General features: G+C 70.9%; 17 protein-coding genes. 10 read left to right on the forward strand and 7 right to left on the reverse strand.

Annotation, left to right across the window (positions count from 1 at the left end; all coding sequences use genetic code 11):
* Nucleotides 1-148 precede the first annotated feature (148 nt).
* Complete coding sequence (locus Pflav_RS07370) at nt 149-907, forward strand: response regulator (protein ID WP_232071047.1); 759 nt, start codon at nt 149-151, stop codon at nt 905-907.
* Nucleotide 908: 1 nt separating this feature from the next.
* On the opposite strand, the gene Pflav_RS07375 is transcribed toward Pflav_RS07370, so the two are convergent.
* The 3 genes from Pflav_RS07375 to Pflav_RS07385 form a co-directional block, all read right to left on the reverse strand.
* Nucleotides 909-2,828 (reverse strand): RiPP maturation radical SAM C-methyltransferase, encoded by a 1,920-nt coding sequence (locus tag Pflav_RS07375; RefSeq protein ID WP_232071048.1) that lies wholly within the window; start codon nt 2,826-2,828, stop codon nt 909-911.
* Between the two features lie 5 nt (nt 2,829-2,833).
* Complete coding sequence (locus tag Pflav_RS07380) at nt 2,834-3,070, reverse strand: hypothetical protein (RefSeq protein ID WP_173034761.1); 237 nt, start codon at nt 3,068-3,070, stop codon at nt 2,834-2,836.
* Between the two features lie 178 nt (nt 3,071-3,248).
* Nucleotides 3,249-6,068, reverse strand: a complete 2,820-nt coding sequence (locus tag Pflav_RS07385; RefSeq protein WP_173034763.1) for an AfsR/SARP family transcriptional regulator — start codon at nt 6,066-6,068, stop codon at nt 3,249-3,251.
* A gap of 479 nt (nt 6,069-6,547) precedes the next feature.
* On the opposite strand from Pflav_RS07385, the gene Pflav_RS07390 reads away from it, so the two are divergent.
* On the forward strand, nt 6,548-9,784 hold the full coding sequence (locus Pflav_RS07390; protein WP_173034765.1) for a BTAD domain-containing putative transcriptional regulator: 3,237 nt from the start codon (nt 6,548-6,550) through the stop codon (nt 9,782-9,784).
* A 180-nt stretch (nt 9,785-9,964) separates the two neighbouring features.
* Here the strand turns inward: Pflav_RS07390 and Pflav_RS07395 are convergent, their stop codons facing one another.
* Nucleotides 9,965-10,333 (reverse strand): YciI family protein, encoded by a 369-nt coding sequence (locus Pflav_RS07395; protein ID WP_173034767.1) that lies wholly within the window; start codon nt 10,331-10,333, stop codon nt 9,965-9,967.
* Nucleotides 10,334-11,327: 994 nt separating this feature from the next.
* Between Pflav_RS07395 and Pflav_RS07400 the strand changes: the two genes are divergently transcribed.
* The 6 genes from Pflav_RS07400 to Pflav_RS07425 are packed head-to-tail and all read left to right on the forward strand — an operon-like array spanning nt 11,328 to nt 19,430.
* Nucleotides 11,328-12,329, forward strand: a complete 1,002-nt coding sequence (locus tag Pflav_RS07400) for a cytochrome P450 (protein WP_197938166.1) — start codon at nt 11,328-11,330, stop codon at nt 12,327-12,329.
* A complete protein-coding gene (locus Pflav_RS07405; RefSeq protein WP_173034769.1) occupies nt 12,326-14,221 on the forward strand; it encodes a RiPP maturation radical SAM C-methyltransferase in 1,896 nt (631 codons plus the stop codon). The genes Pflav_RS07400 and Pflav_RS07405 overlap by 4 nt, the downstream gene beginning before the upstream one ends.
* The gene (locus Pflav_RS07410) at nt 14,218-14,763 is read left to right on the forward strand and encodes a DUF5825 family protein (protein ID WP_173034771.1); all 546 of its coding nucleotides are present in this window, start codon (nt 14,218-14,220) and stop codon (nt 14,761-14,763) included. Before Pflav_RS07405 ends, Pflav_RS07410 begins: the two co-directional genes overlap by 4 nt.
* A gap of 16 nt (nt 14,764-14,779) precedes the next feature.
* Complete coding sequence (locus Pflav_RS07415; RefSeq protein WP_173034773.1) at nt 14,780-16,270, forward strand: M28 family peptidase; 1,491 nt, start codon at nt 14,780-14,782, stop codon at nt 16,268-16,270.
* Nucleotides 16,267-17,055, forward strand: a complete 789-nt coding sequence (locus tag Pflav_RS07420; RefSeq protein WP_173034775.1) for a class I SAM-dependent methyltransferase — start codon at nt 16,267-16,269, stop codon at nt 17,053-17,055. Before Pflav_RS07415 ends, Pflav_RS07420 begins: the two co-directional genes overlap by 4 nt.
* Nucleotides 17,052-19,430, forward strand: coding sequence for an MFS transporter (locus Pflav_RS07425; RefSeq protein WP_173034777.1), 2,379 nt, complete (start codon nt 17,052-17,054; stop codon nt 19,428-19,430). Before Pflav_RS07420 ends, Pflav_RS07425 begins: the two co-directional genes overlap by 4 nt.
* Nucleotides 19,431-19,476: 46 nt before the next feature.
* Here Pflav_RS07425 and Pflav_RS07430 read toward each other — a convergent pair whose 3' ends face one another.
* Nucleotides 19,477-21,693, reverse strand: a complete 2,217-nt coding sequence (locus Pflav_RS07430; RefSeq protein ID WP_173034779.1) for an MMPL family transporter — start codon at nt 21,691-21,693, stop codon at nt 19,477-19,479.
* A gap of 201 nt (nt 21,694-21,894) precedes the next feature.
* Between Pflav_RS07430 and Pflav_RS07435 the strand changes: the two genes are divergently transcribed.
* Entirely contained in the window at nt 21,895-23,004 is a 1,110-nt protein-coding gene (locus Pflav_RS07435) for a sensor histidine kinase (RefSeq protein ID WP_173034781.1), read from the forward strand.
* On the forward strand, nt 23,001-23,654 hold the full coding sequence (locus Pflav_RS07440) for a response regulator transcription factor (protein WP_173034783.1): 654 nt from the start codon (nt 23,001-23,003) through the stop codon (nt 23,652-23,654). The genes Pflav_RS07435 and Pflav_RS07440 overlap by 4 nt, the downstream gene beginning before the upstream one ends.
* A gap of 82 nt (nt 23,655-23,736) precedes the next feature.
* Here the strand turns inward: Pflav_RS07440 and Pflav_RS07445 are convergent, their stop codons facing one another.
* Nucleotides 23,737-24,393, reverse strand: coding sequence for a C39 family peptidase (locus Pflav_RS07445; RefSeq protein WP_173034784.1), 657 nt, complete (start codon nt 24,391-24,393; stop codon nt 23,737-23,739).
* Nucleotides 24,394-25,174: 781 nt separating this feature from the next.
* Nucleotides 25,175-25,768 carry a TetR/AcrR family transcriptional regulator gene (locus tag Pflav_RS07450; protein ID WP_173034786.1) on the reverse strand — a complete coding sequence of 198 codons (594 nt, stop codon included), beginning with the start codon at nt 25,766-25,768 and terminating at the stop codon, nt 25,175-25,177.
* Nucleotides 25,769-25,804: the final 36 nt, after the last annotated feature.

A 25,804-nucleotide genomic window follows, 5' to 3' on the forward strand; every position in this document is an offset into this window, starting at 1 on the left:
GATGTCTTCCGCAGGACATCGAACGACGTCTCCGTGACCTGATTACTTTGGTGGCGTCGCTCGTCGTCGTGGTGATTACCGCAGGCGGTCTGACCTGCGGTGGCCTGCGGGGTTCAACGCCGTCCAGTCGTTCGTCAATCGATGTCCAGTGCGCTCGGTTACGATCCGCTCACACAAGCGGGAGGAGGTGGCCGCCTTCGCCCGCGTCGCGGCCGACGGGACCCGGGAGCACGGTGGACGAATGATGCTGCGCATCCTGATCTGTGACAGACTTCAGGTGGTTCGCAACGGGTTACGCGCGTTGTTGGAGCCCGAGCCCGACATCGAGGTGGTCGACACCACCGAGAGTGGCCCGCACGCGATCACGCTGGCCCGCACCGCCCGCCCGGACGTGATCGTCACCGGTCTCGATCTGGCCGACCTCAGCGGTGCCGAGCTGATCCGCCAGCTGGCCCGGCTGGAGCGCGGCCCGGTACCCCGCATGATCGTGTATTCGATGGCCGACACCGACGACGCCGTCAGCGAGGCGCTGCGGGCCGGCGCGAGCGGCGTGCTCACCAGCACCACCGGCCGGCAGGAGCTGGCGTACGCCATCCGGACGGTGGCCAGCGGCGAGGCGATGCTGGCGCCCGCGGTGGCCCGGCGCCTCGTCGACTGGTTCCGCCGGCGGGACACCCCGCCCGAGGCGCCGCTCGACGAAATCGTCGAGACGCTGACACCGCGCGAGCGGGAGGTGCTGTTGCTGCTCGCTCAGGGCATGCGGCCGCAGGACATCGCCGGCAAGCTGTTCATCGGGGTCACGACCGTCCGTACGCACATCTACCGGCTGCGCGGCAAGCTCGACCTCGAGGACCGCGCCCAGCTCGTGTCCTTCGCGTACCGGGCGGGGCTGATGCGCTCGGCCTGAGTCACCGCCCGCCGATCGCGGGCAGCGCCAGCGCGAGGGCCTGCGAACCGTCGAGCAGCATCAGCCCGCGCCGCGCGAACTCGGCGAAGACCTCCCGGACCGCCTCCGCCGGCAGCCGGCCGCCCAGCCTCTCGGACACCGCCGCCGCCGTCGTTGGGCGGTCGCTACAGGCCAGGTAGATCTCGGCGAGGGTGCCGCGGAAGGCGTACGTGCCCTCGTTCTCCGGGTCGCGGCCGTCGAAGATCTGCAGGAAGCCGGGCGCCGACCGGTAGGTGAGGACCGGCCGCCGCTCGGAGTCCCACTCGGCCTGCCAGGCCCGGACCGCCCGGCCGAGCTCCTCGTACGCGGTCTGCGGCAACGGATCGACCGGGTCGTACTCGAAGAAGTAGGCGGCCCGCTCGAGGTCCACCCCGCTCGGATAGACGTAGCGGTAGCTGAGCTCCGGCGACCGCGAGCGCAGCGGGAAGGCGGCCTTGTCGGTGTACAGCGGGCTGAAGCGCTCCAGCCAAAGCCGGCCGGCGTTGCGCGGCGGCTGCAGGTGCCGCAGGTGCGGCACCATCGCGGCCTGGTCGGCGTAGTGCTCCGCGGTCTCGCCGGGAAAGCCCCACAGCAGGTTCCACGCCACGTCGACGCCGTAGTAGTGCGCCCACCGGAGCAGGTTGACGTTCTGGACGGCGGTGACGCCCTTGCGCATGAGGCGGAGCACGTCGGTGCTCAGCGACTCCAGGCCTGGCTGGATCCGCCGCAGTCCGGCCAGCGCCATGAGCTTGACCTGCTCGCGGGTGAGGTTGGCCTTGACCTCGTAGAAGAACTCGTACCCGGCCTCCGCGTCGATCAGGGCAGGGAAGAGCCGCTTGAGGTAGGCCGGGTCGAGGATGTTGTCGACCGCCTCGAAGCGAAAGCCGCCGTACCGCCCCGCCTGCCGCCCCAACTCGTCGAGCACCCGTCCCGGCGACTTGGCCCGGAACGCCATCGTCGTGCCGTTGAGCCCGCAGAAGGTGCAGTGGTGCTTGGCCCCCCACCAGCAGCCTCGGGCCGCCTCGAACGGGATCCAGATGTTGCGGCCACTCTGTCTGGGCAGCAGCGAGAGGTCCTCGGCGCGGGTGAAGTACTCGGCGTAGTCCGGCGCGGGCAGGCCGTCGAGGTGGGGCAGCGGCGGCGCGGCCGGCGTGGCCACCACCGAGCCGCCCTCCCGCCGGGCGACACCGGGCACGGCGCCGGGATCGGTGCCGGCGGCGAGCGCGGACAGCAGCCGGGGAAAGGCGACGTCGCCCTCGCCGATGACCGCGAAGTCGACACAGTCGACCGAGCGGACCAGCTCCAGCCCCATCTCGCCGTCGAAGTTGGCCCCGCCGAACACCGTGACCAGCTCCGGCCAGCGCCGCTTCAACCGGCGGGCCAGCGCGAACGAGGCCGCGTTCTGCTGGAACGTGCAGCTGAAACCCACCACGCGTGCCTCGCCCCACGGAACCGTGTCGACAAGTGCGTCCAGATAGGACGGTATGTCGTGGTCGCGGGTGTGTCGCAACCGGTCCCGCACTTCGTCTGGCGAGTCGACGAGGTGCCCGAGCTCGTCGGCGAACTCGTCGAGCAGCTTGCCCTCGGGATCGGGGGCGGCGTCGCCGAAGGCCGCGACCGAGAACAGCCACTCACCGACCATCCGGCCCCGGTGCTCGGAGAACCCGCCGTAGTACTCGGCGCCGATCCGGGCCGCGAGGTCGAGGTTCGCGTGCAGCGTACGGACCGGGAAGCCGTGCTCCTCGGCGATCGCCTTGAGCAGGCCGAGCTGGATCGACGGGCGGTAGATGCCCATGAACGGCATCGAGACCAGCACGACGGGCCAGGCCGAGTGCCGAGCCCGAGCGGCGGGATCCGGCCGGTGCGCGAACGGCGCTTCGACGATCGGCAGGGTGGCGGACACGGCGCTCAGGCGACCAGGCCGATGTCTCTCCGATACACGTTGCTGCGCTCGTCGCCGGGGGTGAACGCCTCGGCGAACTGGGCCTGGATGCTGTCGAGGTCGTTGGCTGCCTGAGTGGCGGCCGTACCAGAGCCGGCTTGGTCGACCGAGCCTGTGGCGGTGTCGGCGACGCCGAGGACGATGCCGGAGAGCACGGCGGCCGCCAGGATCCGCTTGAGCAGCCGGCGCTCACTGGCGCTCAACTGGGATTCAAGCCCGTGTAGCTTGTGCGCCAGGCTCTCCGCATCGCTTTGGCCAGCGTCTACATCAGGCACGAAAACCTCCCGATTTTGCCCGACAGCAATCGACAGGCATTATGCCAGGACATCGGCCCACGTATCGATTGTGGATCGTCAACTCCGCCAATATATATAGCTGGCTTCAACAGGCGATGGCCGCATCCGCACGGTGGAGCTTGGCCCGGATCCCGCTCGCGTCGGGGTGGCCGAACGGGTCGAGGATGTCCAGGGCCTCCTGCCAGGCGAGGCGGGCGGCGTCCACCTCGCCGGCCGCCTGTTGCACGTCGCCGAGGTTGTTGAGCGCGCTGGCCTCGAAGTACCGGTAGCCGACCTTGCGCCGCAGGTCGAGCGCGCGCTGATAGCAGAGGATGGCCCGCTGGCGGTGGCCCTGGAGGTTGTAGATGTAGCCGAGGCTGTCCCAGGCATGCGACTCGCCCATCTCGTCGCCGGCCGCCTGGTAGAGATCCAGCGCCCCCTGGCAGTAGGCGAAGGCGTCCTGGTAGCCGCCGAGGTGGGCGTGGTACCAGCCGACCGCGTTGCAGGCGCCGGCCAGCCCGGACCGCTCACCGGCGGCGCGGAATATCCCGGCGGCCTGCTCCGCGTGGCCCAGCGCCGCCCGGTGCTGCCCGCGCCGCTCGCGGACGAGGGCCAGGTTGAGATGGATCCGCCCCTGCCCACACTCGTCGCCGAGCTCCCGGTACAGGTCGAGGGCCTCCAGCAGGTGGGTCTCCGCGTCGTCGCGCCCCAACCAGAGCTGGAAGTGGCCCAGCCGCCGGTGGGCGTGGGCACGCACCCACCGGTCGTCCAACCGCTCGCCGGCAAGCAGCGCGGCGCCCTGCACGGCGGCCAGGTCGTGCCAGAGCCCGCGGCGCTCGAGGAAGGTCGTCATGGCCCAGGCGAGCTGCCAGGTGTGCGCGTCGAAGCCGGCGGCCGCCGCGGCCTCCACAGCGGCGAGCAGCACGGCGTGCTCGCCGGTCAACCAGGACAGCGCCTGTTCCTGGCCGGCCAGCGCCTCCAGGGCGACGCCGGGCTGCGGCGGCGCCAGCGTGATCGGCTCCCGGTGCGGGTCGATCAGCCGGTCGGCGGCGTACGCCGTGTGCACCCAGTGGTTGAGCAGCCGGTGCAGGGCGGCGCGCCGGCTCGGCTCCGGGTCGAAGGTGTGCACCAGCTCCATCGCGTAGCTTCGCAGCAGGTCGTGCCGGACGTACCGGCCAGGGCTGTGCTCGGTGATCAGGTTTGCGCGGACCAGCTCGGCCAGCACGGGCCGTACCTGCGCCGTGGACATGCCGTCGAGGCTGGCCGCGGTCGGTACCGTGATCTCCGGGCCGGGGTGGAGCCCGAGCAGGCGGAACAGCCGGGCGGCCGTTGGCGTCAGCGCGTGGTACGACCAGGAGAAAACGGTGCGTACGTCGATGGTGGGGTCGTCGCCGGTCAACGCGTCCAGCCCGCCGCCGGCCAGCCGCAGCTGCTCGGCGAGCGTGGCGAGCGTGGAATCGGGGTGGGTGGCCGCGCGGGCCGCCACGATCGCGATGGCCAGGGGCAGTCCCGCGCACAGGGTGATGATCTCGTCGGCCGCGCCCGGGTGGGCGGCCACCCGGTCCGGGCCGAGCCGGCCGACCAGCAGCGCCCGCGCCTCGACCGGCGAGAGCAGGTTGAGCGTGACCGGGTGCGCCCCGTCGGCCGCGACCAGGCTGGTGAGATGGTTGCGGCTGGTCACCAGCACCAGGCAGCCGGGTGAGCCGGGCAGCAGCGGCCGTACCTGCTCGGCGTCGCGGGCGTTGTCGAGCAGCACCAGGACCCGCCGGTCCGCGAGCAGGCTCCGGTACAGGGCGGTCTGCGCGTGCGGGCTGGCCGGGATGCGATCGGCCGGCACACCGAACGCTTCGAGGAAGCCCCGGACCGCCTCGGCGGCGCTCATCACCGACCCGCTGGGGTCGAACCCGCGCAGGTTGACGTAGAGCTGCCCATCCGGAAACCGGTGGCGCACCTGGTGGGCGAAGTGCACGGCCAGCGCGGTCTTGCCGACCCCGGCGGTGCCGGACACGGCCGAGATGACGACGGCCTTGGCCCGGCCGCTGGTCATGTTTTCCAGCAGGTCGTCCAGCTTTCGCATGTGGCGCTCGCGGCCGGTGAACGGCGCGACGTCGGCCGGCAGCTGCGAGGGCACCGGATGCTCGGGCACCGCAGTGGACTTCGCCGCCGCGACCGGTGGCTCGTCCTCCTTGATCAGCGCCGTGTGGGCGGCGACCAACTCCGGACCCGGGTCGATGCCGAGCACCTCGGCCAGCCGGCGGCGGATCTCCTCGTACGCCAGGAACGCCTGGGCCCGCCGCCCGGCCGCCTGGTAGCCGCGGATCAGGCGGGCCTGTGCCGCCTCGTCCAGCGGCTGCTCGGCCGCCGCCTGTTCGAGCACGGGCAGGGCGTCGCGGGCGGCGTTGGTGGCGATCATCAGCTCGCCATAGCGGGCCAGCGCCGCGCGCCGCTCCTCCGCCAGCGCCACCACCTTTGGGTGGCTGGCGAGCATGGGGATGTCGGCCAGCGGGCTGCCGTGCCAGAGCCGCAGCGCCTCGCCGAGATGCGCCGCGGCCAGGCCCGGGTCACCGGACTGGTGCGCGCCGGCCGCGGTCACGGTCAGGTGGCGGAAGCGCACCAGGTCCAGGGCGCCCTCTGGCAGCCGCAGCGCGTACCCGTCGCCGACGCTGGGCAGGATCGCGCTCGGGGTACGGGGCGGCCGGCCCGGCTCCAGCAGCCGGCGCAGGTGCTTGACGCAGGTCTGGATCACGTTCGCCGCGCTCGGCGGGGGAGTGTCACCCCACAGCGCGTCAACGAGCTCGGCCCGCGACAGCGGCTGGCCGCAGGCCAGCGCCAGCAGGCCGAGGAGCGCGCGCTGACCGACCCGGCCCAGGTCGAGTGGCTCCTCGTCGCGCCAGGCGCGCACCGGACCGAGAACCTGGATCCGCAAGGCGACCACTCCGTCCACACGTCCGACCCACGTGTCCGTCCATTGACGATCACCCGTCCGGGCGGGCGACCGGTCTGGCATAACGGTTCACTGAAACTCCTCAATGCTCCAACGATTGGCATATTGTCGATCGGGTGATATCTGCTGCCGATCCGGCCGGCACAGTCTGGAGTTTCGGGCATCCGCGCCGGTAGCGGCGGCGTCACTGAGCTGGGCGTCGATGTCCGTGCTCCCTCCGGTACGCGTTTTTCTGTACCTCCGCCCCGGCCGGAATCCGCATTCCGGGATCGGCCGGGCAGCGGTTGGGGGTCAACGTGGTCGCGTTCTGTGTGTGGGTGTTCGGGCGTGGCCGCGTACGAGTGGCAGGAAGACGTCGATACCGTGCCACGCTCCGCCTCGGTTCTGGGCAGGGTTTGGACCGGTAGGCTTTGTGTGCGCTGCGACGCCGTGTTCGACGGCTGGTCAGCGGACGATCTGTCATGTTCTCGGGGGTCGGCGTGGCCTTGCCAGTTCATCCGGTCCGGCCTGACGACGAGGGGCGGCCGGTCGGTGGCGTTGGCTTGCGCCTGCAGGTCCTCGGCCCGTTACGGGTGTGGCGGGACGGTGTCGAGCTGGATACCGGTCCCCGGCAGCAGGCGTATCTGCTGGCCTTGCTGCTGGCTCAGGTGGGCAGGCCGATCAGCGCGAGCGCGTTGATCGATCTGATCTGGGGCGACGATGTTCCCAGCAGCGCGCTCAACGTCATCCAAAAGTACGTCGGGGCGTTGCGGCGGCTGCTCGAACCCGCGGTCCCTTCCCGTGGAACCGGCTCATACCTGCACCGCCGCGGCAACGCCTACCTGTTCACGGCGCCTTCGGGCATGTTGGACCTGGTCGCCTTCCGGGAGCTCGTCGAGACCGCGAAAGAGGCCCTCGCACAGCATCGTCACGAAACGGCGCTTGATCGCTACATCGAAGCGCTCGGCCTGTGGCAGGGCCGTGCGGGCAGCGGATTCACGCATGGGCCGACCGCGTTGCCGATCTTCGCGGCCCTCGACGACGAGTTCCACGCCGCGTGCGCTGCGGCGGCCGAACTGGCGATGTCGCTGCGCCGGCCGGTGCCTGTGCTGCCGGCGGTGCGGCTGGCCGCATCGATGGCGCCGTTCCATGAACCGGTGCAGGCCAGCCTCATTGCCATCCTCGGGGCTGCGGGACGCCGTGCGGAGGCACTGTCGGCGTTCCGCACGGTCAGAGACTGCCTTGCCGACGAGCTCGGTGTCGAGCCCGGCCCGGCGCTGCAGGCCGCATATCTGCAGGTACTGGCGCAGCCTGCGACGTCGTCGGTCGTGACGGGTGCGGACGTCGGGGGTGCCGCCGCGTCGGCGCGAGCGGCGGCTGGGCTGGTCGGCCGGGCCGAGGAGCTCGCCGTCCTGCGGCAAGCCGTCGAGATGGCACTGACCGGCCGCTCGGCGCTCGCCATCGTCGAAGGCGAACCGGGCGTGGGCAAGACCCGCCTGCTGCAGGAGACCGCCGTTGAGGCGAGCCAGCTCGGCCAGTTTGTGGTCTGGGGTTCCTGCTTGGAAGGTGATGGAACACCGTCGATGTGGCCGTGGGAGCAGGCTCTTCGTCCGATCCTCGACAGCCTGCCGCCGCCGTTGCGGGAGAAATGGCTCGCCAGTGATCTCGGCGGTCTCCTCGAACCGCGAAACGACAGCGCGGCCGCGCCGACGGTTCCTGACAGCGGTGCCCAGTTCCGCCTGCTCGAACAGGTCGTCACCGTCGTCGGGCTGGCCTCGGCGCAGCGGCCCACGCTACTGATCCTCGATGATCTCCAATGGGCTGACACCGCCTCGCTCCAGCTGTTCGGCCACCTCGCGGCCCGGCTACCCGCCGGCACGGTGATCATCGGCGCGCTCCGTGATCGCGCACCCGTACCCGGCTCTGACTTGTCGCGGGTCTTGGCCGCGGCCAGTCGGCTGCCGGATCACCGCAGGATCCGGCTCGGCCCGCTCGGCTTGACCGAGGTGACCGAGCTCATCCGTCGCGAAATCGGCCAGGACCCGGGCGCTGATGTCGCCCGCGGCGTCCATACCCGTACGGCCGGCAATCCGTTCTTTGTCCGGGAGCTGTCCCGGCTCCTGAGCGACGGCGGCTCGCTGCGCGACGGCGAGGCGGCAGTGCCGGCCGGGGTACCGGCCACCGTACGAGACGTGGTCCGCGACCGGATGGCCGGTCTCGACGACAGCGCTCGCGACCTGCTGCATGTCGCCGCGCTCATCGGCCGCGACGTGGACCTCGCCCTGCTCGCCGCCGCAGGCGGCGTCGACGTCGCGGACTGTCTCGAACGCCTCGAACCGCTGCAGGCGCTCGGTCTGCTGGAAACCAAGCCGGAAAGCCCGCACTCGCTACGGTTCGCGCACGACCTGGTCCGCGAGTCGGTCACCGAGACCACGACGCGGCAGCAGACCGTCCACCTGCATCTGCTAGTCGCCGACGCCCTCGAACGCATCCATGTGGACGACGAGTCTGTCGCCGAACGCCTCGCCTACCACCTCTGGGCCGCCGGCCCGCTCGCCGACCCGGCTCGCACCGCGCAGGCACTGGCCCGTGCTGGCCGCCGTGCGGCGACCAAGCTCGCGTTCGCGGCCGCCGCTCGGCACCTGGAATCGGCCGCCCAGATCGCGCGCACGGCCGGCCTGCGGGACCTGGAGCTGTCGGTGCTGTCACTGCTCACCCTTGTTGCCAGCAGGCACGCGGGATACGGCGGTTCGACGTTTGACCTGCTGGAGCGGGCCGAGTACCTGGCCCGCATGCTCGGCCGCGAGACGCAGGCCGTCCACTTTCTGTTCGTTCGGATGGTCGGGGCCTACACCTCGATCGAGAAGGACCGTGGGAGGTGGGCTCGCCGAGTGTACGAGCAAGGACAGGCGTCCGCCGACCCGATCGTCCAGGCGTACGGTCGGCATGCCTGGGGCTTGTACCAGTGGGACATCGGCAACATCGGCGAGGCGTACCGCTTCTTCAGCGAGCAAGGCCACACCAGCCCGCGCCATGGTGCCGGCGACCGCGGACCGTGGAAGGTGCCGAATGAACGGATCGGTTGGCTGGCCGTGATCACCGCGCTGCACGGCGATGTCGAGACGGCACGGTCCGCGATCGACAAGGCGTACCTGGCCGACGAAGACCTGTTTGCGATGTCGGCCTGGGCCTACTACCACACCATGGCGGCCTCGATGGCCGGTGACGCGCCATGGGTGATGCGGGCGGCCGAGCGGTGGATCGCGGCCGGCGCCGACCGCTCCGGCGTCGCGCAGGAGCACTACATCTGGCTGGACTGGCACTGGGCCTGTGCAATCACCGGCGACGACCCGGCCGGCAAGGCGGCAGAGGCCGAACAGCTCCTGGCCGCGACCCTCCTCGACCCGCCGCGATGGGGCATCGCATACCACTACGGACTGATCGCCGAGATGTGGCTGGCCGCCGACATGACCGACGCGGCCGCAACCGCCCTCGACCGAGCCGACCAGGCCCTCACGACCTACGGCCAACGTTTCGCCGAAGGGCTCCTGCTGTTGCTGCGCGCGCGCCTGCTGCACGCCCGCGGCGAACCCGTCGACGTCGTGCGAGCCGCCGCCGAAGCAGCCCGCGCCCGATCGGACGAACGCGGGGCCCACCTCTTCGCGCGCCGCTCCGAGCGGTTCCTGGCCGAAATCGACCAGCAATCGCCGGACATTTGATCGCGCGCTGGACGCGGGAGTCAGCCGCCGACGTGCGCGGCAGCGGCCAGGATCGCCTCGATTGGGCTTCGCCCCGCGCCCGATCCCCGGGTCACCGTCACGGCGTCCTAGCCCAGGCCACGCAAGTCTTGCTCTGACGTGGCGAGTCTTCCTCGATCCGACATCGTCGGAACGTCATCGTCACCTGTCAGCCCGGCGAAGCATCGCGTCTGTCTCGGGATCTTGCATGAGCTCCCGAACCTCCTGCGCGCAGCGGCAAGCGCCGGCAATCTTGGCCGCCCACGTCAGCGCCTCCTCGCGTGTGGCCACGTCGACGACCACGAACCCGCCGATGACCTCCTTGGTCTCCGGGTAAGGGCCGTCGGTGATCATCCCGTCCGTGGCCACGACGCTCGCCCTCTGGCGTTCGAGTCCAGCGCCGAACACAAACACGCCAGCGTTCACGGCCTCCTGGATCACCGCGTGCGAGGCCTTGCCCACGTCGGGCCAATCCTCGTCGGGGATGTGGTCCATCGCGCCGTCATTGAACGAGATCAAGTACCGCGTCATCCCATGACTCCCTTCTCCCAGCGGCCTCGTCCAGCCGCCTCTTGCCTGTTCTACGCACGACCCGCCCCGGATCCGACGCAAATGCCAGGAGAATTCTCACGGGTCTCCGCCGCTCGGCAACAGCGGGCGTCAAGTCGTCCGTGTTCGCGGGGTCGTGGCCGCCGCCACCGGCCACGAATAGTCCCACACAGTCATCCGCCGCTGATCGCGCACGGGACAAACTGCGGCGTCGGCGTGCTGGAGTGGCTGGTCGAGCAAGGCGCCGTGCATGACCTCGGCGGGCGGCGCAACCTACCACGGGTGTGGAGGGTGCGCGAATTGAACGGCCTCTTGCAGATACCTGCAATCTCTTAACGACGGCGGTCCGGATACCGCCGTCGTGCTGCGTGTCCGCGTGATCGATGATCTTGGAAACCGAATTTGCGCCGCAATACGTCGTTCACCATATGAAGGAGCTGTATCTATTGATGTTATGAGTGTTGACGCGATGCGGACCGGTGTGGGAGCTTGAGGAAGCGAAAGCATATGGCCCGACCTGTGGTTCCATGCGGTGACATCGACGCCTGCGAATACCAAGGTCCTGCCGTATGCGGATACCCAAGTTCTGGTCGCGCCGCCGAAAGCGTGTCGGCGACGGTTCGTGCTGAATGGAGGGGGGCTCGCCATGCGTTACATCCACTGACAGGTCAGGGCGTTGCGGCCATCCGGCGTGCCGGCTGGCCGCAGCGACGCCCGGTTCGAAGCGCGTAGCTCACCTCGGGAAGGGATGTGCCCTGTGACAGGAATGGGCCGCACGGCGGTGGGGGACCCGGTCTACGATCCGCTGGCGCCGGCCGTGATCGCCGATCCCCATCCGTATTATCGGCGGCTTCGCGAGGCGAATCCGGTCTATTGGCACGCGGCGCTGGACTCATGGGTGGTTACGGGATATCGGCAGTGTCGCCAGGTCCTTGGGGACACGACAAACTTCGGATCTGATTTCCGTCGAATAGGAATGGATATCCCGGAGGCGCGGCTGAGCGTGCAGTCGCTGGACCCGCCTGAGCACGCCGATATTCGACACCTGCTGGTGGCGGCACTGCACGAACGGTCGCCGGCGGCGATGCGGCGCGAGGTTTCGACGATCGCCCGCAGCGGCATTTCCGCACTCACCGAGCGAGCGGGCACGGTCGACCTGGTCAGCGCGTTCGCCCGTCCAGTGGCCCTACGGACGATCTGCGCCTATCTGGGTATCGACGCGCCGGATGGTTCGTCGTTCGAGGCGTGCTCCAACGCGATCGTGCGGAGCATGGACGCCGGCCTCGACCCGGACCGGGCCGAGCCCGGCGACCGGGCCCGCGCCGAGCTGAGCGCGCTGATCACCGACCAGCTACGCACGGCCGACGACCGGGGTTTCGTCGGCCTGGCCCGCGAGGCCGCCCGCCAGCGCGACGTGCCGGCGGCGGTGCTGGCCAACTCCCTGCGCGCGGTCCTGCACGCCGGCTACGAGTCGGTCAGCCGGCTGCTTGGCGGTGTGCTGGCCCGACTCGTCGGGGACCCGGATCTGCTGGCGGCCGCCGAGACGCCGCCCCTGGTCGATGCGCTGGTCGACGAGACCATCCGACTCGACGGGCCGGTGCAGGCCGACGCTCGGGCATGCGTAACCGATTGCCTGGTCGGCGAGCAACCCGTCCGGCGCGGCGACGTCTTGGTGCTGTTTCTGGCGGCGGCCAACCGCGACCCGGAGGTGTTCACCGCCCCCGACACCGTCGACCTGACCCGGGCCCGAGGCACCCACCTCGCGTTCGGGCGCGGCGCGCACGCGTGCCTCGGCGCCGCGCTGGCAACACTCCAACTGCGGGAGGTGCTGATCGGGCTGCAAGCCGCCGGGGTGGGGTTCGTCCCGTCCGGCGCGACGACGTACGAGCCGACGGCCACGCTTCGGGGGGTGGCGCGGCTGCCCGTATTGGTGCGGGCCCCAGGCCGGCTGCCCAACGCGACAGGGAGCCAACCGTGAAGATCATCCTGACCGCGATGCCGTGGCACGGGCTGGAGACCGCGTCGCTGCCACTGGGCATCCTCAAGTCCTGCGCCGAGCGGTGCCGGGCACGCCACGACGTGGTCGACCACTACGCCAACCTCGACTGGGCCGATCTGTTGCTGGCGGAGAGCGGCGGCGACATCACACCCGAGGACTACGACTACATCGCGAACGTGGGCGTTTGGCACTCCATCGGCGAGTGGGTGTTCGCCGGGGCCCTGTACGACGATCCACAGTGGCGGTATCAGCAGTTCCTGTCCTATCTGAGCGCGCGCCGGGTCGACCCGGGCAGGTCGCTCCAGATGCGGCCGTACGCGGACCGATTCGTCGACGCGACCGTGGCGTACCTGCTCGGTCAGGCGCCGGACGTCGTCGGGTTCACCACGACCTTCTCCCAAAACGCGGCCTCACTCGCCGTGGCGCGACGACTCAAGCGGCACCGCCCCGACCTGCCGGTGGTGTTCGGCGGCGGTAACTGCGAGGGGCCGATGGGCGACGCGATCAGCCGCAACTTCAGGTTCGTCGACTACGTGGTCAGCGGCGAAGGCGAACACGCCTTCGTGGCCCTGCTCGACGCCTTGGACAGCGGCGGTTCCGTCGCCGGGGTGCCGGGCCTGCGCTGGTACGACGAGGACGGAAAGCAACAGGTGAACCCGCCCGGAGCGACGGTGCCCATGACCCTGGTGCCTCGGCCGGACTACGCCCGCTGGCAGCAGGCGTTCACCGAGAGCCGGGTGGGCGCGCTGGTGCGTCCGCAGCTGACGCTGGAGGCGGCCCGGGGCTGCTGGTGGGGGGAGAAGCACCACTGCACCTTCTGCGGTCTCAACGGCACGAGCATGGCGTTTCGCGCCAAGCCCGCCGCAGAGTTCTTCGACGACCTACGCGACATGGTCGCGCGGCACCGGATCCTCGACGTGGTGATGGTGGACAACATCATGAGCCGCGACTACTTCACCGAGTTGCTGCCGCGGCTGCGGACCCTCGACTGGGATGTGACGATCCGCTACGAGGTCAAGGCGAACCTGCGCACAGACCAGCTGGCGCTGCTGTCCGACGCCGGGGTGCGGCACATCCAACCGGGGATCGAGAGCCTCAGCAGCCGCGTGCTGCAGCTGATGGAAAAGGGCGTGCACGCCACGCAGAACATCCAGGTCCTGCGGGACGCCGACGACCACGGCCTCACCGTCGACTGGAACATCCTCTACGGCTTCCCGGGAGAGACCGAGGAGGACTACGCCGAGATCATCGCTCAACTGGGCGCGCTGGTACATCTGCAACCACCGGCCGGGATCACCCGCATCCTCCTGGAGCGGTTCAGCCCGTACTTCGAGCGTCCCGAACTCGGTTTCTCCTGGCGTCGGCCCGCCGAGCAGTACGACCACGTGTACGACCTGCCGCGGGACGAGCTGCACGACCTGGCATACCAGTTCGAAGGAACACCGAAGGGTCTGCGGGGCGAGCCGGAGCGGATGCTGTGTGAGGGCGTGCACGCCTGGCACGACCGGCACGCGGGCAGCAGCCTGGTGGCCACACCGGTGCCGGCAGGGCTGCTGGTCCGCGACCGGCGGCAGGGCTGGCCGGAGCGGGAGTACGTGGTCGAGGCGCCCGGGGCGCTCGCCGCGCTGACCGCCACGCGGAGCCCGCGCTCCACCACCGCCGTGCTCGACCTGATCGCCGCCGCCGACGGCACCGACCAGGCGGCGGCGCGTGCGGTGCTGGACCGGCTGCGAGTCGACGGTCTGGTCTTCGAGGAGGGCGGCCGGCTCGTCGCCCTGGTCACAGGATCGGTGCCGCTGCGGCCGGAGGTGACGGCCGCTGTTTCGGCCGAGCCGGTCGCAGCCGGTGCCGACGCCGGGGGTGCGCCATGACCGCCGGGCCGGCAACTGCGTCGACCGGTGCCGCGCCGAGCGCGCACCAGTCGGTGCGCATCGCCGACCGGGTACGCCTGGACGGCACCGACCCCGACGCCCTGTCCCAGGTGCGGGCGCTCCGCGAGGCGGCCGCGCTGGCCACCACTGTGGACTGGGCGGTCGACCTGCCGCCCGGGCTGCCGGTGTGGACGCTGACCCACCTGCCTCCGCCACGGGAAGCGACCGGGCTCACCCCGGTCGAACTACAGGAGTGGCGGCATCGCTACCGGTACGGCCTGTGCTACTACCGCCGCGGCCCGGACTTCGTGGTGGTCCACGACGACCGCCGCGAGCCGGCGACCCGGCGGGTCGTCACCGACCAGGCCGCCGTCGAGGCGCTCGCCACGCTGCGCCTGCCGCAACTCCCCGATGTGCTGCCGCCGGCGGTGCGGGCCGTGCTGCCCGCCTTGCACCGGCACGGTCTGATCCTGCGGCTGGGCGGCCAGGTACTCACCCTGCCGTGGCGTCCGACTCGTTGGCCCGTCCCCTGCACCCTGTGAAGAACCGGAGGGCACCATGTCCAGTTCCACCACAGCCCCGCGCCACCACTGGCGCCGGCTGGCCGGGCTCGTCGGCGTGCTGTCGCTGTTCGTCGCCACGATGACCGCCGGCGGCGCCGCGCAGGCGGCGCCTGGTCCAGCGGCGGATTCAGCTGGGTCGCCGTTGGCCGACCGGTTGGCGTCCGCGGTCACCGGTGCCGACGTCTACCGTCACCTGGCGGCGTTGCAGGCCATCGCTGACGCCAGCGGCGGTGACCGGGGCTACAACCGGATCGGGTTCACCCGCTCCGCGCGGTACGTGAGCACGCAGTTGCGGGCGGCCGGCTACCGGGTGACAGAACAGACCGTGCCCTACACCGATTTCGCGATCGACACCGAGAGGCTGGCGGTCACCGGCGCGGGCGGTGGCGGCCTGCCGGTGTTGATGATGCGGTTCACCCCGTCCACCTCGCCGGGAGGCATCGACGCGCCACTGGCGACGCCGCCCGCGGGGCGCACCGGCTGCGACCCGGCCGACTACACCGGGGTCGCCGTCACCGGGAAGATCGTGGTGCTGGCCCGCGCCGATTGCGGGTACACCCGCCAGCAACAGGTCGCCGCCGGGCTCGGTGCGCGCGCGGTGCTGCTGTACTACGCCACGCCGTCGCCCGAGAACATCTACCGGTTCATCGCGTTCACCCCGGCGGACTTCACCATCCCCACCGCTTCCGTGTCGCAGCGCGACGGCGAGCGGCTGGCACGCGCGGCGAGCGCCGGTACCGTCCGCGCGCACCTGGCATTGCAGGCCCGTTCCGTGCCACGCACCACGGTCAACCTGGTGGCCGAGACCACGGGCGGCGACCCGGACGACGTCGTGCTGGTCGGCGCGCACCTCGACAGCGTCACCGAGGGACCGGGCATCAACGACAACGGGTCCACCGCCGCGACCGTCCTTCAGGTCGCGCTGGAGCTGGCCGGCACCCAGGACGCGGTACCCAACAAGGTGCGGTTTGTGTGGTGGGGTGCGGAGGAGCTGGTCAACATCGGCTCGGAGTACTACGTCGCCAACCTCTCCGCCGCCGAGCGGCAGCGCATCGCGGCCGTGCTGAACGGGGAGCTGATCGCCTCACCCAACTATGGCCGTTTCGTCTGGGACCCAGGTACCGGCGGCTCACACGTCATCGCCAACGCCTTCGCCGCGTACTTCGACACGCACGCGCTGCCCTACGAGCGGACCAGCCCCGACTCGGTGGGCTCCGATCACCTGGCGTTCCAGGCCGTGGGCATCCCGGTGGGCGGCATCGACGGCGGCTCGATCGGGATCAAGACCCCCGCGCAGCAGGCGCTCTTCGGCGGCCGGGCCGGGCAGCTGTTCGACCACTGCTACCACCAGCCCTGCGACGCCACCGCCACGATCAACCGGCAGGCCCTCGACGCCAACGCGCCCGCCCTGGCGTGGGTGCTCGGGCGGCTCGCCACCGACGTCACCGACGTACGTGCGGCTACCACGCCGGGAGCCCCGCGGTGACGTCGAACCAGGTGATGACCCCCGACACCGCCGCGGTCGAGAAGGACGGGTACGCCGACGTCGCCGGCATCTACGACCTGTTCGCCGCCGCGCAGGGCGACGACGCGCTGCCCCGGGTGCCGGCGTTCGCCGCGCTGGCACAGCCCGGAACGCGGGTACTCGACGTGGGTGCCGGCACCGGACGGGTCGCGCTTGCCGTCGCCGAGCGCCAGGCCCACGTGTGGTGCGTGGAGCCCTCCGCGAGCATGCGCAGCGCGCTGCTGGCAAAGCTCGCCGACCGGCGCCCGCTCTGGCCGTACCTGACGGTCACCGCCGGCAGCGCACCAGGACTCGAGATCACCGGCGTCTTCGACTACGCCTACCTCGCCGGCTCGCTGCAGTTCCTCAGTGCCACCGACCGGCGCCGGACCTTCGCCGAGCTCGCCGCGCACCTGCGACCCGGCGCACCGCTGGCGCTGGACATGGTGGAGGCCAAGCCCGCCGTGCCACAGGTGGGCCCGACCGAGACGGTGGTCGCCGAAGCCGAGGCCGGCCGGTGCCGGTACCAGCTGTCGGTGACCGTCCTCGCGGCCACGGACGACTCGGCCGACATTTTCTACCGCTACGTCGCCGAGTGCGACGGACGCCGGTCGGTGCACCAGATGCGGCGACACCGGTACGTGCACCGCCTCGCCGACGTCCGGGCCGACCTCATCGCCGCCGGTTTCTCCCCGGCCACAGCGACCGGCGGCGCCTCCCAACCGCCCGATCCGACTGAGCCGCTCGTCGCATGGAGGAACCAATGACCGCCGCCACGACCACCGCTTCGGAAACCTCCACCGGCCTGCCCGCGGCCGCACGGCTTGCCGCCACGTTCGACCCCGACCGGCTGCGGGCCGAGCTGACCGCGTTGACCAGAGACGACTGGCGGCGGCAGCGCACCTACTCGGAGGACGGTGCCAGCGAGGAGTACGCCGCGGACTGGCGGGTGCTGCCGCTACGCAGCCCCGGCGGTGACGAACGGCGCACCGACGCCGGCGGGCCCGGGCCGCTGCCCTTCGCGGCCACGTCCTGGCTGGCCCGGGCCCCCTACCTCGCGGAAATCATCGAGTCCGTGCCTACCAGCGTGCGGGCCGCCCGGCTGATGTCGCTGGCGCCCGGAGCCAGCGTCGAGACACATCGGGACACACCGCTTGGCTTCCCGTACGGCATGCTGCGCCTGCACGTGCCGATCGTGACCAACGACGGCGCGATCCTCGTGCTCGACGGCGAGGTGCACCGCTGGCAACCCGGCACCTTCTGGTACGGGGACTTCTCACGCCCCCACTCCATCGCCAACACCGGCACCAGCAACCGGGTACACCTCGTCATCGACTGCGCGATTACGCGGCCGCTGTTCGACCTGTTCCCCCGGGCTTCGTCGACGCGCTCGGGGTCGCCGACGTGCTGTTCGAACGGCCGGAGATCCCCCTGGCGCTGCCCGAACGGGCGACGTTCCGGTGCGCGTTCGCCCTGCCCGAGGACTTCGGCCACTGGTCCGGTGAGGCGTTCGGCGATCGGCCCTCGGACACCGCCGACCGGCGGGCGACGGTGGAGGAACAGCCCAACGGCCTGGTCCTCGACGATGGCACAGCCAGCGCGCCGATCGCCTTGGTACATGTCGGCGGCGGCGAGTTCCGCCTACAGGGGTGGACCGACGAACGCAGCCTGCATCTCGACCGCCACCGCCGCGTGGCCCGGTTCATCATCCGCACTGGCTCGTCCTGGCAGGTCACCGAACGCGAAACGACACCGTTGCCAGCCTCCCACCGGTGAGCGGCGGATCCCCATCGCCGTGGCGCTGTCCCCCGCACCCGTAACGGTTACCGGCCAGCGCCGGGCAACGTTCGGAATCGTCGCCGTCGTATCACTGGTGGCCTTCGAGGCATTCGCCGTCATCACCGCGTTGCCGGCCGCCCTCGCCGACCTGGGCGCCATTGCCGCATACGGTCCGGCTTTCGGCGTCTACCTGACCGCGTCGCTGTTCGCCAGTGTCATCTGCGGGGCGGCCGTCGACCGGCGGGGTCCGCTGCCACCGTTCATCGGCGGGGCCGTCGCCTTCGCCGCCGGATCGCTCCTGGTCGGTCTCGCACCGACGGCCGCGGCCCTGCTGACCGGGCGCGCCGCACAAGGACTCGGCGCCGGCCTGCTGGTGGTGGTCCTCTACGTTCTCGCCGCCCGCCGATTCCCGCCGACGGCCCGCCCGGCGGTGTTCGCCGCGATGGCCAGCGCGTGGGTGGTGCCTTCGATCGCCGGCCCGCCGATCGCCGCGCTCATCACGGTGCACGCCGGCTGGCGCTGGATCTTCGCCGCCGTCCCGCTCGCCCTAGCCCCGGCCATCGCCGTGCTGCTGCCGCACGTGCGCTCCTGCGGAGGCCCACCGCCGGACCAGGATGACCCGGTCCGGTTTTCGCGGATCGCAGGGCTGGCGGCTGGCACCGCCGCCGGCGGGGTGGTGCTTCAGTACGCGATGACCGCGCGGTCGCCCGTCGTGATGTTCGGCTGCGGCGCGGTCGCCGTCGGCGTGCTCGCGGCCACGGTGCCCCGGCTGCTCCCGCCCGGCACATTGCGTGCCCGGCCCGGCCTACCGGCCCTCGTGCTGCTCCGCGGCGTACTGGCCGGAGCGTTCTTCGGCACGGAGATCCTGCTGCCGCTCATGCTCGTCCGCGAACGCGGTGCGAGCGCCGTCGTTGCCGGCCTGGTCCTGGCGTCGGGTTCGGTGGGCTGGGCGGTCGGCTCCTGGCTACAGGCCCGGCCTGCGTACCGTCAGTCGGCGCGGACGCTGCCGGCTGCCGGTTGTCTGCTCCTGGCTGCCGGCATTCTCGCCGCCGCGGCCGGCCTCAGCGACCGGCTGCCGCCAGCGGCCATCGCTACTGGTTGGCTTCTCGCGGGAGTCGGCATGGGCGCCGGAATGACCGCGGTAAACCGCCACGCGCTGGAAGCGGCGCCGCCCGCGCGGCACGGTGGGACATCCAGTGCGCTGCAGGTCAGCGACGGCCTCGCCAGCACGCTGACCACCGGCCTGTGCGCCGCGATCGTCACCACCTGGGCGGCCGCACCCGCCGTGCGCTTCCACACCGCGTTTCTGGTCATGGCTGGGCTTGCTATCGCGGGCACCGTGGTCGCGGCGCGTCAGGCGTAGAGGGGCCTGCGACCCGGGGTGGTCGCAGGCCCCTCGGGTGGGCGCGTCAGCGCCCGGCCGGAGTGAGCTCCTGGGGCCGGTCGGACGAGGACGGGCCGGCGGTCTCGTCCATCCCGACCCGCTCGTGCAGGCGGCGGGCCCAGGCCGGGGCCCACCAGTTGAGCCTGCCGGCGAGCTTCATCAGGGCCGGCACCAGGGTCGCCCGGACGATGAAGGCGTCGATCAGGACCGCGATGCCCAGGCCCAGGCCGAACATCTTCATGAACGTGATCCCGCTGACCGCGAACGCGAAGAACGTGATCGACAGGACCAGCGCCGCCGCGGTGACGATGCGGCCGGTCTTGGCGATGCCGGTGACGATCGCGCGGTGGTTGTCGCCGGTACGGTCATACGCCTCCTTGATGCGGGCGAGCAGGAAGACCTCGTAGTCCATGGACAGGCCGAACGCGACCGCGAACATGAGCAGCGGCATCGCGGTGTCGGTGAACCCGGTGGCGGTGAACCCCAGCAGGCCGGCGAGGTTGCCGTCCTGGAAGATCCAGACCATGAGGCCGAGCATGGCCGTCAGGTTGAGGGTGTTGAGGGCGATCGCCTTCAGCGGTACGAGCACGCTGCCGAACATCAGGAAGAGCAGGACGAACGTCGCGACCGCGATCCAGATGGTGGCCCAGGGCGCGGTGGAGAAGATGGCCGACTTGGTGTCGACGAGCCGGGCGGCACTCCCGCCGACGAGCGCCTCGAACGGCGCGGCGATGTCCCGTACGTCGTGGACCAGCTCCTGCGCCTCCTCCGAGATCGGTCGCACCGACGGCACGATCTCGAACCACTCGCCGGCGTCGGTGGCGTACTGCTGGGACTGCCCGGTCGGCTCGCCGACCCGCTGGCCGCCGGTCCAGGTGCCGCGGGCAGTGTGGACCTCGGCCACGTTGTCCACCTTGGACACCGCTGCCGCGTACGTGTCGACGTCGGCGCTGTTCGGCGAGCCGGCGATCACGACGGGGAACGCCTCGGCGGCGAACCCGAACTCGTTCTGGGCCTTCTCGGTGGCGATCCGCGCCGGGCTGTCGGCGGGGAGTACGCGGGCGTCGGGGTTGCCGAACTGGATGTTGAAGAACGGGATGCTCAGCAGCAACAGCAGCACCATCACGGCGGCGGTGACCAGACGGGGGCGGCGGAGCACCCGCTGAGCGACGGCCGCCCACTGCCGGGACTCGCTGCCTGCCTGGCGCCGCATACCGGGCAGGCGCCACGCATTGACCCGGTGGCCGAGCAGCCTGAGCAGTGCGGGGAGCGTGACGACCGCGGAGAGCACGGCGACCAGCACCACGCCGACGCCGGCGTAGGCGAACGAGCGCAGGAAGAACAGCGGGAAGACGACGAGCGCCATCAGCGCCACGGCCACGGTGACCCCGGAGAAGACCACGGTACGGCCGGCGGACTCCACGGTGCGGATGACCGCCTGGTCGGGCCCCCAGCCGGCGTCCAGCTCCTCCCGGAAGCGGGAGACCATGAGCAGCGAGTAGTCGATGGCCAGGCCGAGGCCGAGCGCGGTGACGAGGTTGATGGAGAACACCGAGACGGAGGTGAACTGCGCGGTCCCCCAGAGCACGAAGAACGCCCCGAAGGTCGCCGCGCCGCCGACGACGAGCGGCAGCAGGGCCGCCACGACGCCGCGGAACACCAGCAGGAGCAGCAGCAGCGTCAGCGGGATCGCGATCGACTCGGCGAGCGTCAGGTCTTCCTCCAGGCCGGTGCCGATCGCCTCACCGATGGCCGCCGGGCCACCGACCTCGACCGTCAGCGGGCCGCGGTCGCGGGTGAGCTCCTCGCGGACCCGTGCGGCCGTCGCGTTCGCGTCCTCGTCGTCGCCGGCCGCGTGGGCGAGCAGCATCGCCGACGACCCGTTGTCCGAGCGCAGGGACGGTGGTTTGCCGGCCTGCCAGTACGACGTCACCTCGTCGATGCCCTCGACGGCGGCGAGCTTCTCGGACAGGGCGGTGCCGGCCGCGGTCGCCTCTGGGGAGTCGACGTCGCCGGCGTTCGGGGTGACGACGACCAGGAGGTTGGGCGAGGCGGCGCCGAGGTCGTGTTCGAGGAGCTGGCTGGCCCGCGCGGAGTCGGAGTCTGGGTCCTCGAAGCCACCGGACGCCAGGCTGCCGAACACCCCGACACCGAGGATCACGGTCACGACGAACGCGACAAGTGAGCCGAACAGGACCAGTTTGGTGCGTCCCGCGACGAGTCTGCCGAGCGCGGTGAACATGACTACCTCCTTCGCGGCCCGGTCCGTCCGGACGCCTGGCGATGAAGTTAGGAGTCGACGGGCCACGATGTCGTCGGAGCGCGGTGCCGCACGTGGCGCGTCCGTGGGCTGGTGACGAAGCGCTTTCTCCTACCACGGGAGGAGGTGGGTGGGCACCGCGGTCGGAACCGTCCGGACCGGCGGCTGACTTATATTCCGGGCATGCCCCCACTGCTGCGCGACGGCGACGAGTTCGTGATCGGGGCGGCCCTGCTGGGCACCGGCTTCGGGGTGCTCAACCTCGCGTACACCCTGCGGTGGGGTTGGATCCTGGCGCTGGTGATGCTGCCGGCGCTGATCGCGCGGGCCTGCTGGCGGTCGATGCCGGGCTGGCTCCTGCTCGCGTGGGTCACGATCCCCACCGTCATCGGCGACTCGCTGGTCGTCACGCAGACCCCGTACATGGTGGTCATCACCGCGCTCGCGGTGGTCGCGGCGGGGCGCAAGGGGCGGGCCGACGTCGTGGCGATGGGCCTGTGCCTGCTGTCGCCGTTCCTGATCTGGTGGTTTACGACCAACGACTGGAACAGGCGGATCGGCGCCTGGCTCTGGTTCGGCGGGCTGCTGATCGGCTGGGGGTTCGGCCACGTGGTCCGGCAGCAGTGGATGCTGATCGACGAGCTCGACCGCACCCGCACTAGGCTGGCTGAGACGGCCGTCGCCGAGGACCGCCAGCGCATCGCCCGTGACCTGCACGACCTTGTGGGGCACAGCTTCAGCGTCGTACTCCTGCACCTCTCCGGGGCACGCATGATCCTCTCGTCCTCGCCCGCCGAGGCCGAGGAAGCTCTGCGACAGGCCGAGGCGGTGGGCCGCAAGGGCATGGACGAGCTGCGCCAGGCGCTGATGCTGATGCACCAGGGCGCGCACGTCACCGCTCCGATCGAGCCAGGCGAGCTGGACCGCATGCTCGACAAGTACCGTGACGCCGGTATGCGCATCGACATCGACGTCGCCGGCGACATGGACGGCGTATCGGCAGCCCCTCGCATTGTCCTCCACGACGTGCTGCGCGAGGCTCTCACCAACGTGGCCAAGCACGCCCGCTCGCCAGAGGCGACGGTCCGGATCGGGGTTGAGCGCGACAGGGTGACGGTGCGGGTGGCGAGCGAGCTCGGCACGAGCTCCGCCAACGGTGGCTCCGGCATGGGGCTGGCCGGGCTCGAGCACCGGGTCGCCGCCATCGATGGCACCTTCGAGGCCCAGCCGGACGCCGGGCACTGGGTGGTCCAGGCCCGCCTTCCCCGCCGCCTCACCGGAGCGTCCGCGTGATCCGGGTCCTCCTGGTCGACGACCAGCCGATGGTGCGCGCTGGCCTCGCGCTGATCCTGCGCAGCCAGCCCGACATCCAGGTCGTCGGCGAATGCAACGACGGCAGCGAGGTCGTCCAGGCCGTGGCCGCGCATGCCCCCACCGTCGTCTGCATGGACGTACGCATGCCGGGCACCGACGGCGTCGAGGCGACCCGCCTGGTACGTGCCGCTAGCGGGCCACCGGTCTGCATCCTCACCACGTTCGGCGATGAGGAGGTGCTCTGGTCGGCCGTCGACGCCGGCGCCGCAGGCTTCGAGCTCAAGTCCGCGACGCCGGAAAACCTCATCGAGGCGGTACGCACTGTCGCGGCCGGCGGCACCTGGATCGACGGCACGCTGCTCGGTCCGATCCTCGACTCGTACCGGCAGGTCGCCCGGCCGCCGGTACGAAAGGACGGACGCCTCGACGCGCTCACCGACCGCGAGCTCGACGTGCTGCGCCTGATGGCCCGCGGCGCCTCCAACCGCGAGATCGCCGAACAGCTCTTCCTCGCCGAGACCACCGTGAAGACCCACGTCGGCGCGCTCTTCCACAAGCTCGGTGCCCGCGACCGCGCCGCCGCCATCGTCTTCGCCTACGACGCCGGCCTGGTCCGCCCCCAACCCTGACCAGACTGGCAGCCGGCCGGTCCTGATAGGACGAAGGGGCCGGCCCCTTGTGGGGTCGGCCCTTGTCGTTTGGTGTGGATGGTTAGGAGGTGGAGTAGCCGCGGGTGGCGATCCAGTCGGCGAGGTTGTCGACGCTGATGTGGTAGGAGGCCTGGTCGGGGTTGGCGGAGTCGGCGATGGTGACGGTCTTGCCGTTGTCGTGGTAGCCGACGACGCTGATGTAGTGGCCGCCTTCGTAGGAGTGGCTGACGCCGTCGGTGTCGGTGGTGGTGCCGGCGATGTTGGCGACCACGGCGCGGCCTTCGTCGACGGTGCGGACGACGTCGGTGCGTAGCTTGTCGGTCTGCTTGTCGTCGGCGTTGCTGTCGCGGATCTCTACCGACTTGTAGGCGTCGGTCTTGCCGGTTTCCTTGTTCAGGACCGGGGTGATGTCGTTGATGCTGTTGGTGCCGGCCTCGGTGGTGCCCATTTGTTTGGCCATGGTGTTGACGTCGATGTTCTTGCCCTGCACGGAGAGGGCGTTGCGGGTGGCGGCGGGGCCGCAGTAGTAGAAGTTCGGCTGGGCCTCGTAGCGCACGTTCAGTTCCCGCTCGCTGGTCGGCTTGCGGTCGGTCTGCACCTGCGCGGCCTGCGCGGCGGGGGCGGCGTGGGCGGCGACGGCGGGGCCGGCGATGCCGCCGGCGGTGGCGGCGATACCGGTAGCGGTGAGGGCGATCTTGCGCATGATGTCGGTACGCATGGTGAGTTCACGCCTTCCGTTGGGGATACACGGCATGCACGCGCCCGGGGGACGCGGATGCCATGCGAAAAGGGGGAAAGTCTTCGGGGGATCGTCGGCGGCCCTGGGGGCCTGCTCAGACGCGCGGAGGATGTAAACGATCCGCGGTGGCGGGTGATTCCCGCGGCCCTGGGGGCCTGCTCAGACGTGCGGAGGATGTAACGATCCGCGGCGGCGGGTGATTCCCGCGGCCCGGGGGCCTGCTGCTCAGACGTGCGGGGGATGTAACCGTCCGCGGTGGCGGGTGATTCCCGCCGGGCGGGGGCCCGTCTGATGGCGGGCCAGGTGCGCAACCCGGGCTGGTGGCGGCCGGGGTTTCGGCGTGCGGCCATGTACAACCGGCCGGCGACCCGGATCCATTCCCGGGCCGGGGGTGCGGGCCGCGGCATCGGGTGATGGCGACCCGCATGTCCCGTATGTGAGGTCTGTGATGGCAATGTGGGGGAACCCGAGCGGGTCTTCCGGGGCCGCGGGCGTCGCCTGCCGCGTCGCCGGCCTGGGCCCGACGGGTCGCTCAGGCGGGTCCACGGACCCGCCCGTCACCGCCCCGAGGGCGACGCCCGACGGGGCCTTCGGGCACCTTGTGCGGCGCTCCGTCCAACCCCTTCGACATGTACCACAAATGCGGCAACGGCCATGAGAGCGCCCGATAGGTGGCAAATACCGTGCCAGAGGGATGTCGACCTTTGATACACCAACCGCCAACGTGTCGGGACCGCCACCGAAACTTCCGGCCATCGATCTAGGAGGGCTCCTCGAAGCGCCGAATAAGCTCGCCGACGCTGCGCAGGCTGCCGCGCACCCGCCGGCTCCACTGCTCCTCGCCGAGGAGGATGACCGCCTCACCGCCCAGAAACGACAAGCCGATCAGAGCCGCGAGGTCGCCGGCTGTGAAGGGACCGAGCGAACCGAACCGGGCCTCCGCCTCGCACGCCACCTCTTCCAGCACGGTGAACCACGCGTTGAGCATCGCCACGACCTGACGCCCGAGCGCCTGGTCGGACCAGCCGGCGGCCATCATCTCCTGAAGCACCCGCACGTATCCCGAGGCGAGGTCGTCCTCCAGGAAATCGCACGCCTGCTCGTAGCGCTTCCACAGCGGGGTCTCCGTGCCGTACATGTGGCGCTGGCGCTCGACCAGCCGAGCGTTCTCCCGCTCGAGCAACGCGAGGATCAGGCCCTGTTTGCCGCCGAAGTGGTAGTGAATCTGGCTGAGCGGCACGCCAGCCAGGTCGGCGACCCGCCTGGTGGAGAGCGCCGCATAGCCGTCGGTGAGCAAACCGGACCGCGCGGCCTGCAGGATCCGGTCCGCCGTCTCACCGCTTCGTTCCGCCATCGCGTGCTCCCGCCGCCAATTTCCGACACTTGTCGG

Origin of the sequence: Phytohabitans flavus (assembly GCF_011764545.1) — a bacterium.
Lineage (GTDB): Bacteria > Actinomycetota > Actinomycetes > Mycobacteriales > Micromonosporaceae > Phytohabitans > Phytohabitans flavus.

What these genes read in the sequence shown, in the direction of transcription:
- Pflav_RS07390 (WP_173034765.1), top strand. Translation starts at nt 6,548, where the DNA reads ATGTTCTCGGGGGTCGGCGTGGCCTTGCCAGTTCATCCGGTCCGGCCT.
- Pflav_RS07395 (WP_173034767.1), bottom strand. Translation starts at nt 10,333, where the DNA reads ATGACGCGGTACTTGATCTCGTTCAATGACGGCGCGATGGACCACATC.
- Pflav_RS07400 (WP_197938166.1), top strand. Translation starts at nt 11,328, where the DNA reads ATGGATATCCCGGAGGCGCGGCTGAGCGTGCAGTCGCTGGACCCGCCT.
- Pflav_RS07410 (WP_173034771.1), top strand. Translation starts at nt 14,218, where the DNA reads ATGACCGCCGGGCCGGCAACTGCGTCGACCGGTGCCGCGCCGAGCGCG.
- Pflav_RS07415 (WP_173034773.1), top strand. Translation starts at nt 14,780, where the DNA reads ATGTCCAGTTCCACCACAGCCCCGCGCCACCACTGGCGCCGGCTGGCC.
- Pflav_RS07425 (WP_173034777.1), top strand. Translation starts at nt 17,052, where the DNA reads ATGACCGCCGCCACGACCACCGCTTCGGAAACCTCCACCGGCCTGCCC.
- Pflav_RS07430 (WP_173034779.1), bottom strand. Translation starts at nt 21,693, where the DNA reads ATGTTCACCGCGCTCGGCAGACTCGTCGCGGGACGCACCAAACTGGTC.
- Pflav_RS07435 (WP_173034781.1), top strand. Translation starts at nt 21,895, where the DNA reads ATGCCCCCACTGCTGCGCGACGGCGACGAGTTCGTGATCGGGGCGGCC.
- Pflav_RS07445 (WP_173034784.1), bottom strand. Translation starts at nt 24,393, where the DNA reads ATGCGTACCGACATCATGCGCAAGATCGCCCTCACCGCTACCGGTATC.
- Pflav_RS07450 (WP_173034786.1), bottom strand. Translation starts at nt 25,768, where the DNA reads ATGGCGGAACGAAGCGGTGAGACGGCGGACCGGATCCTGCAGGCCGCG.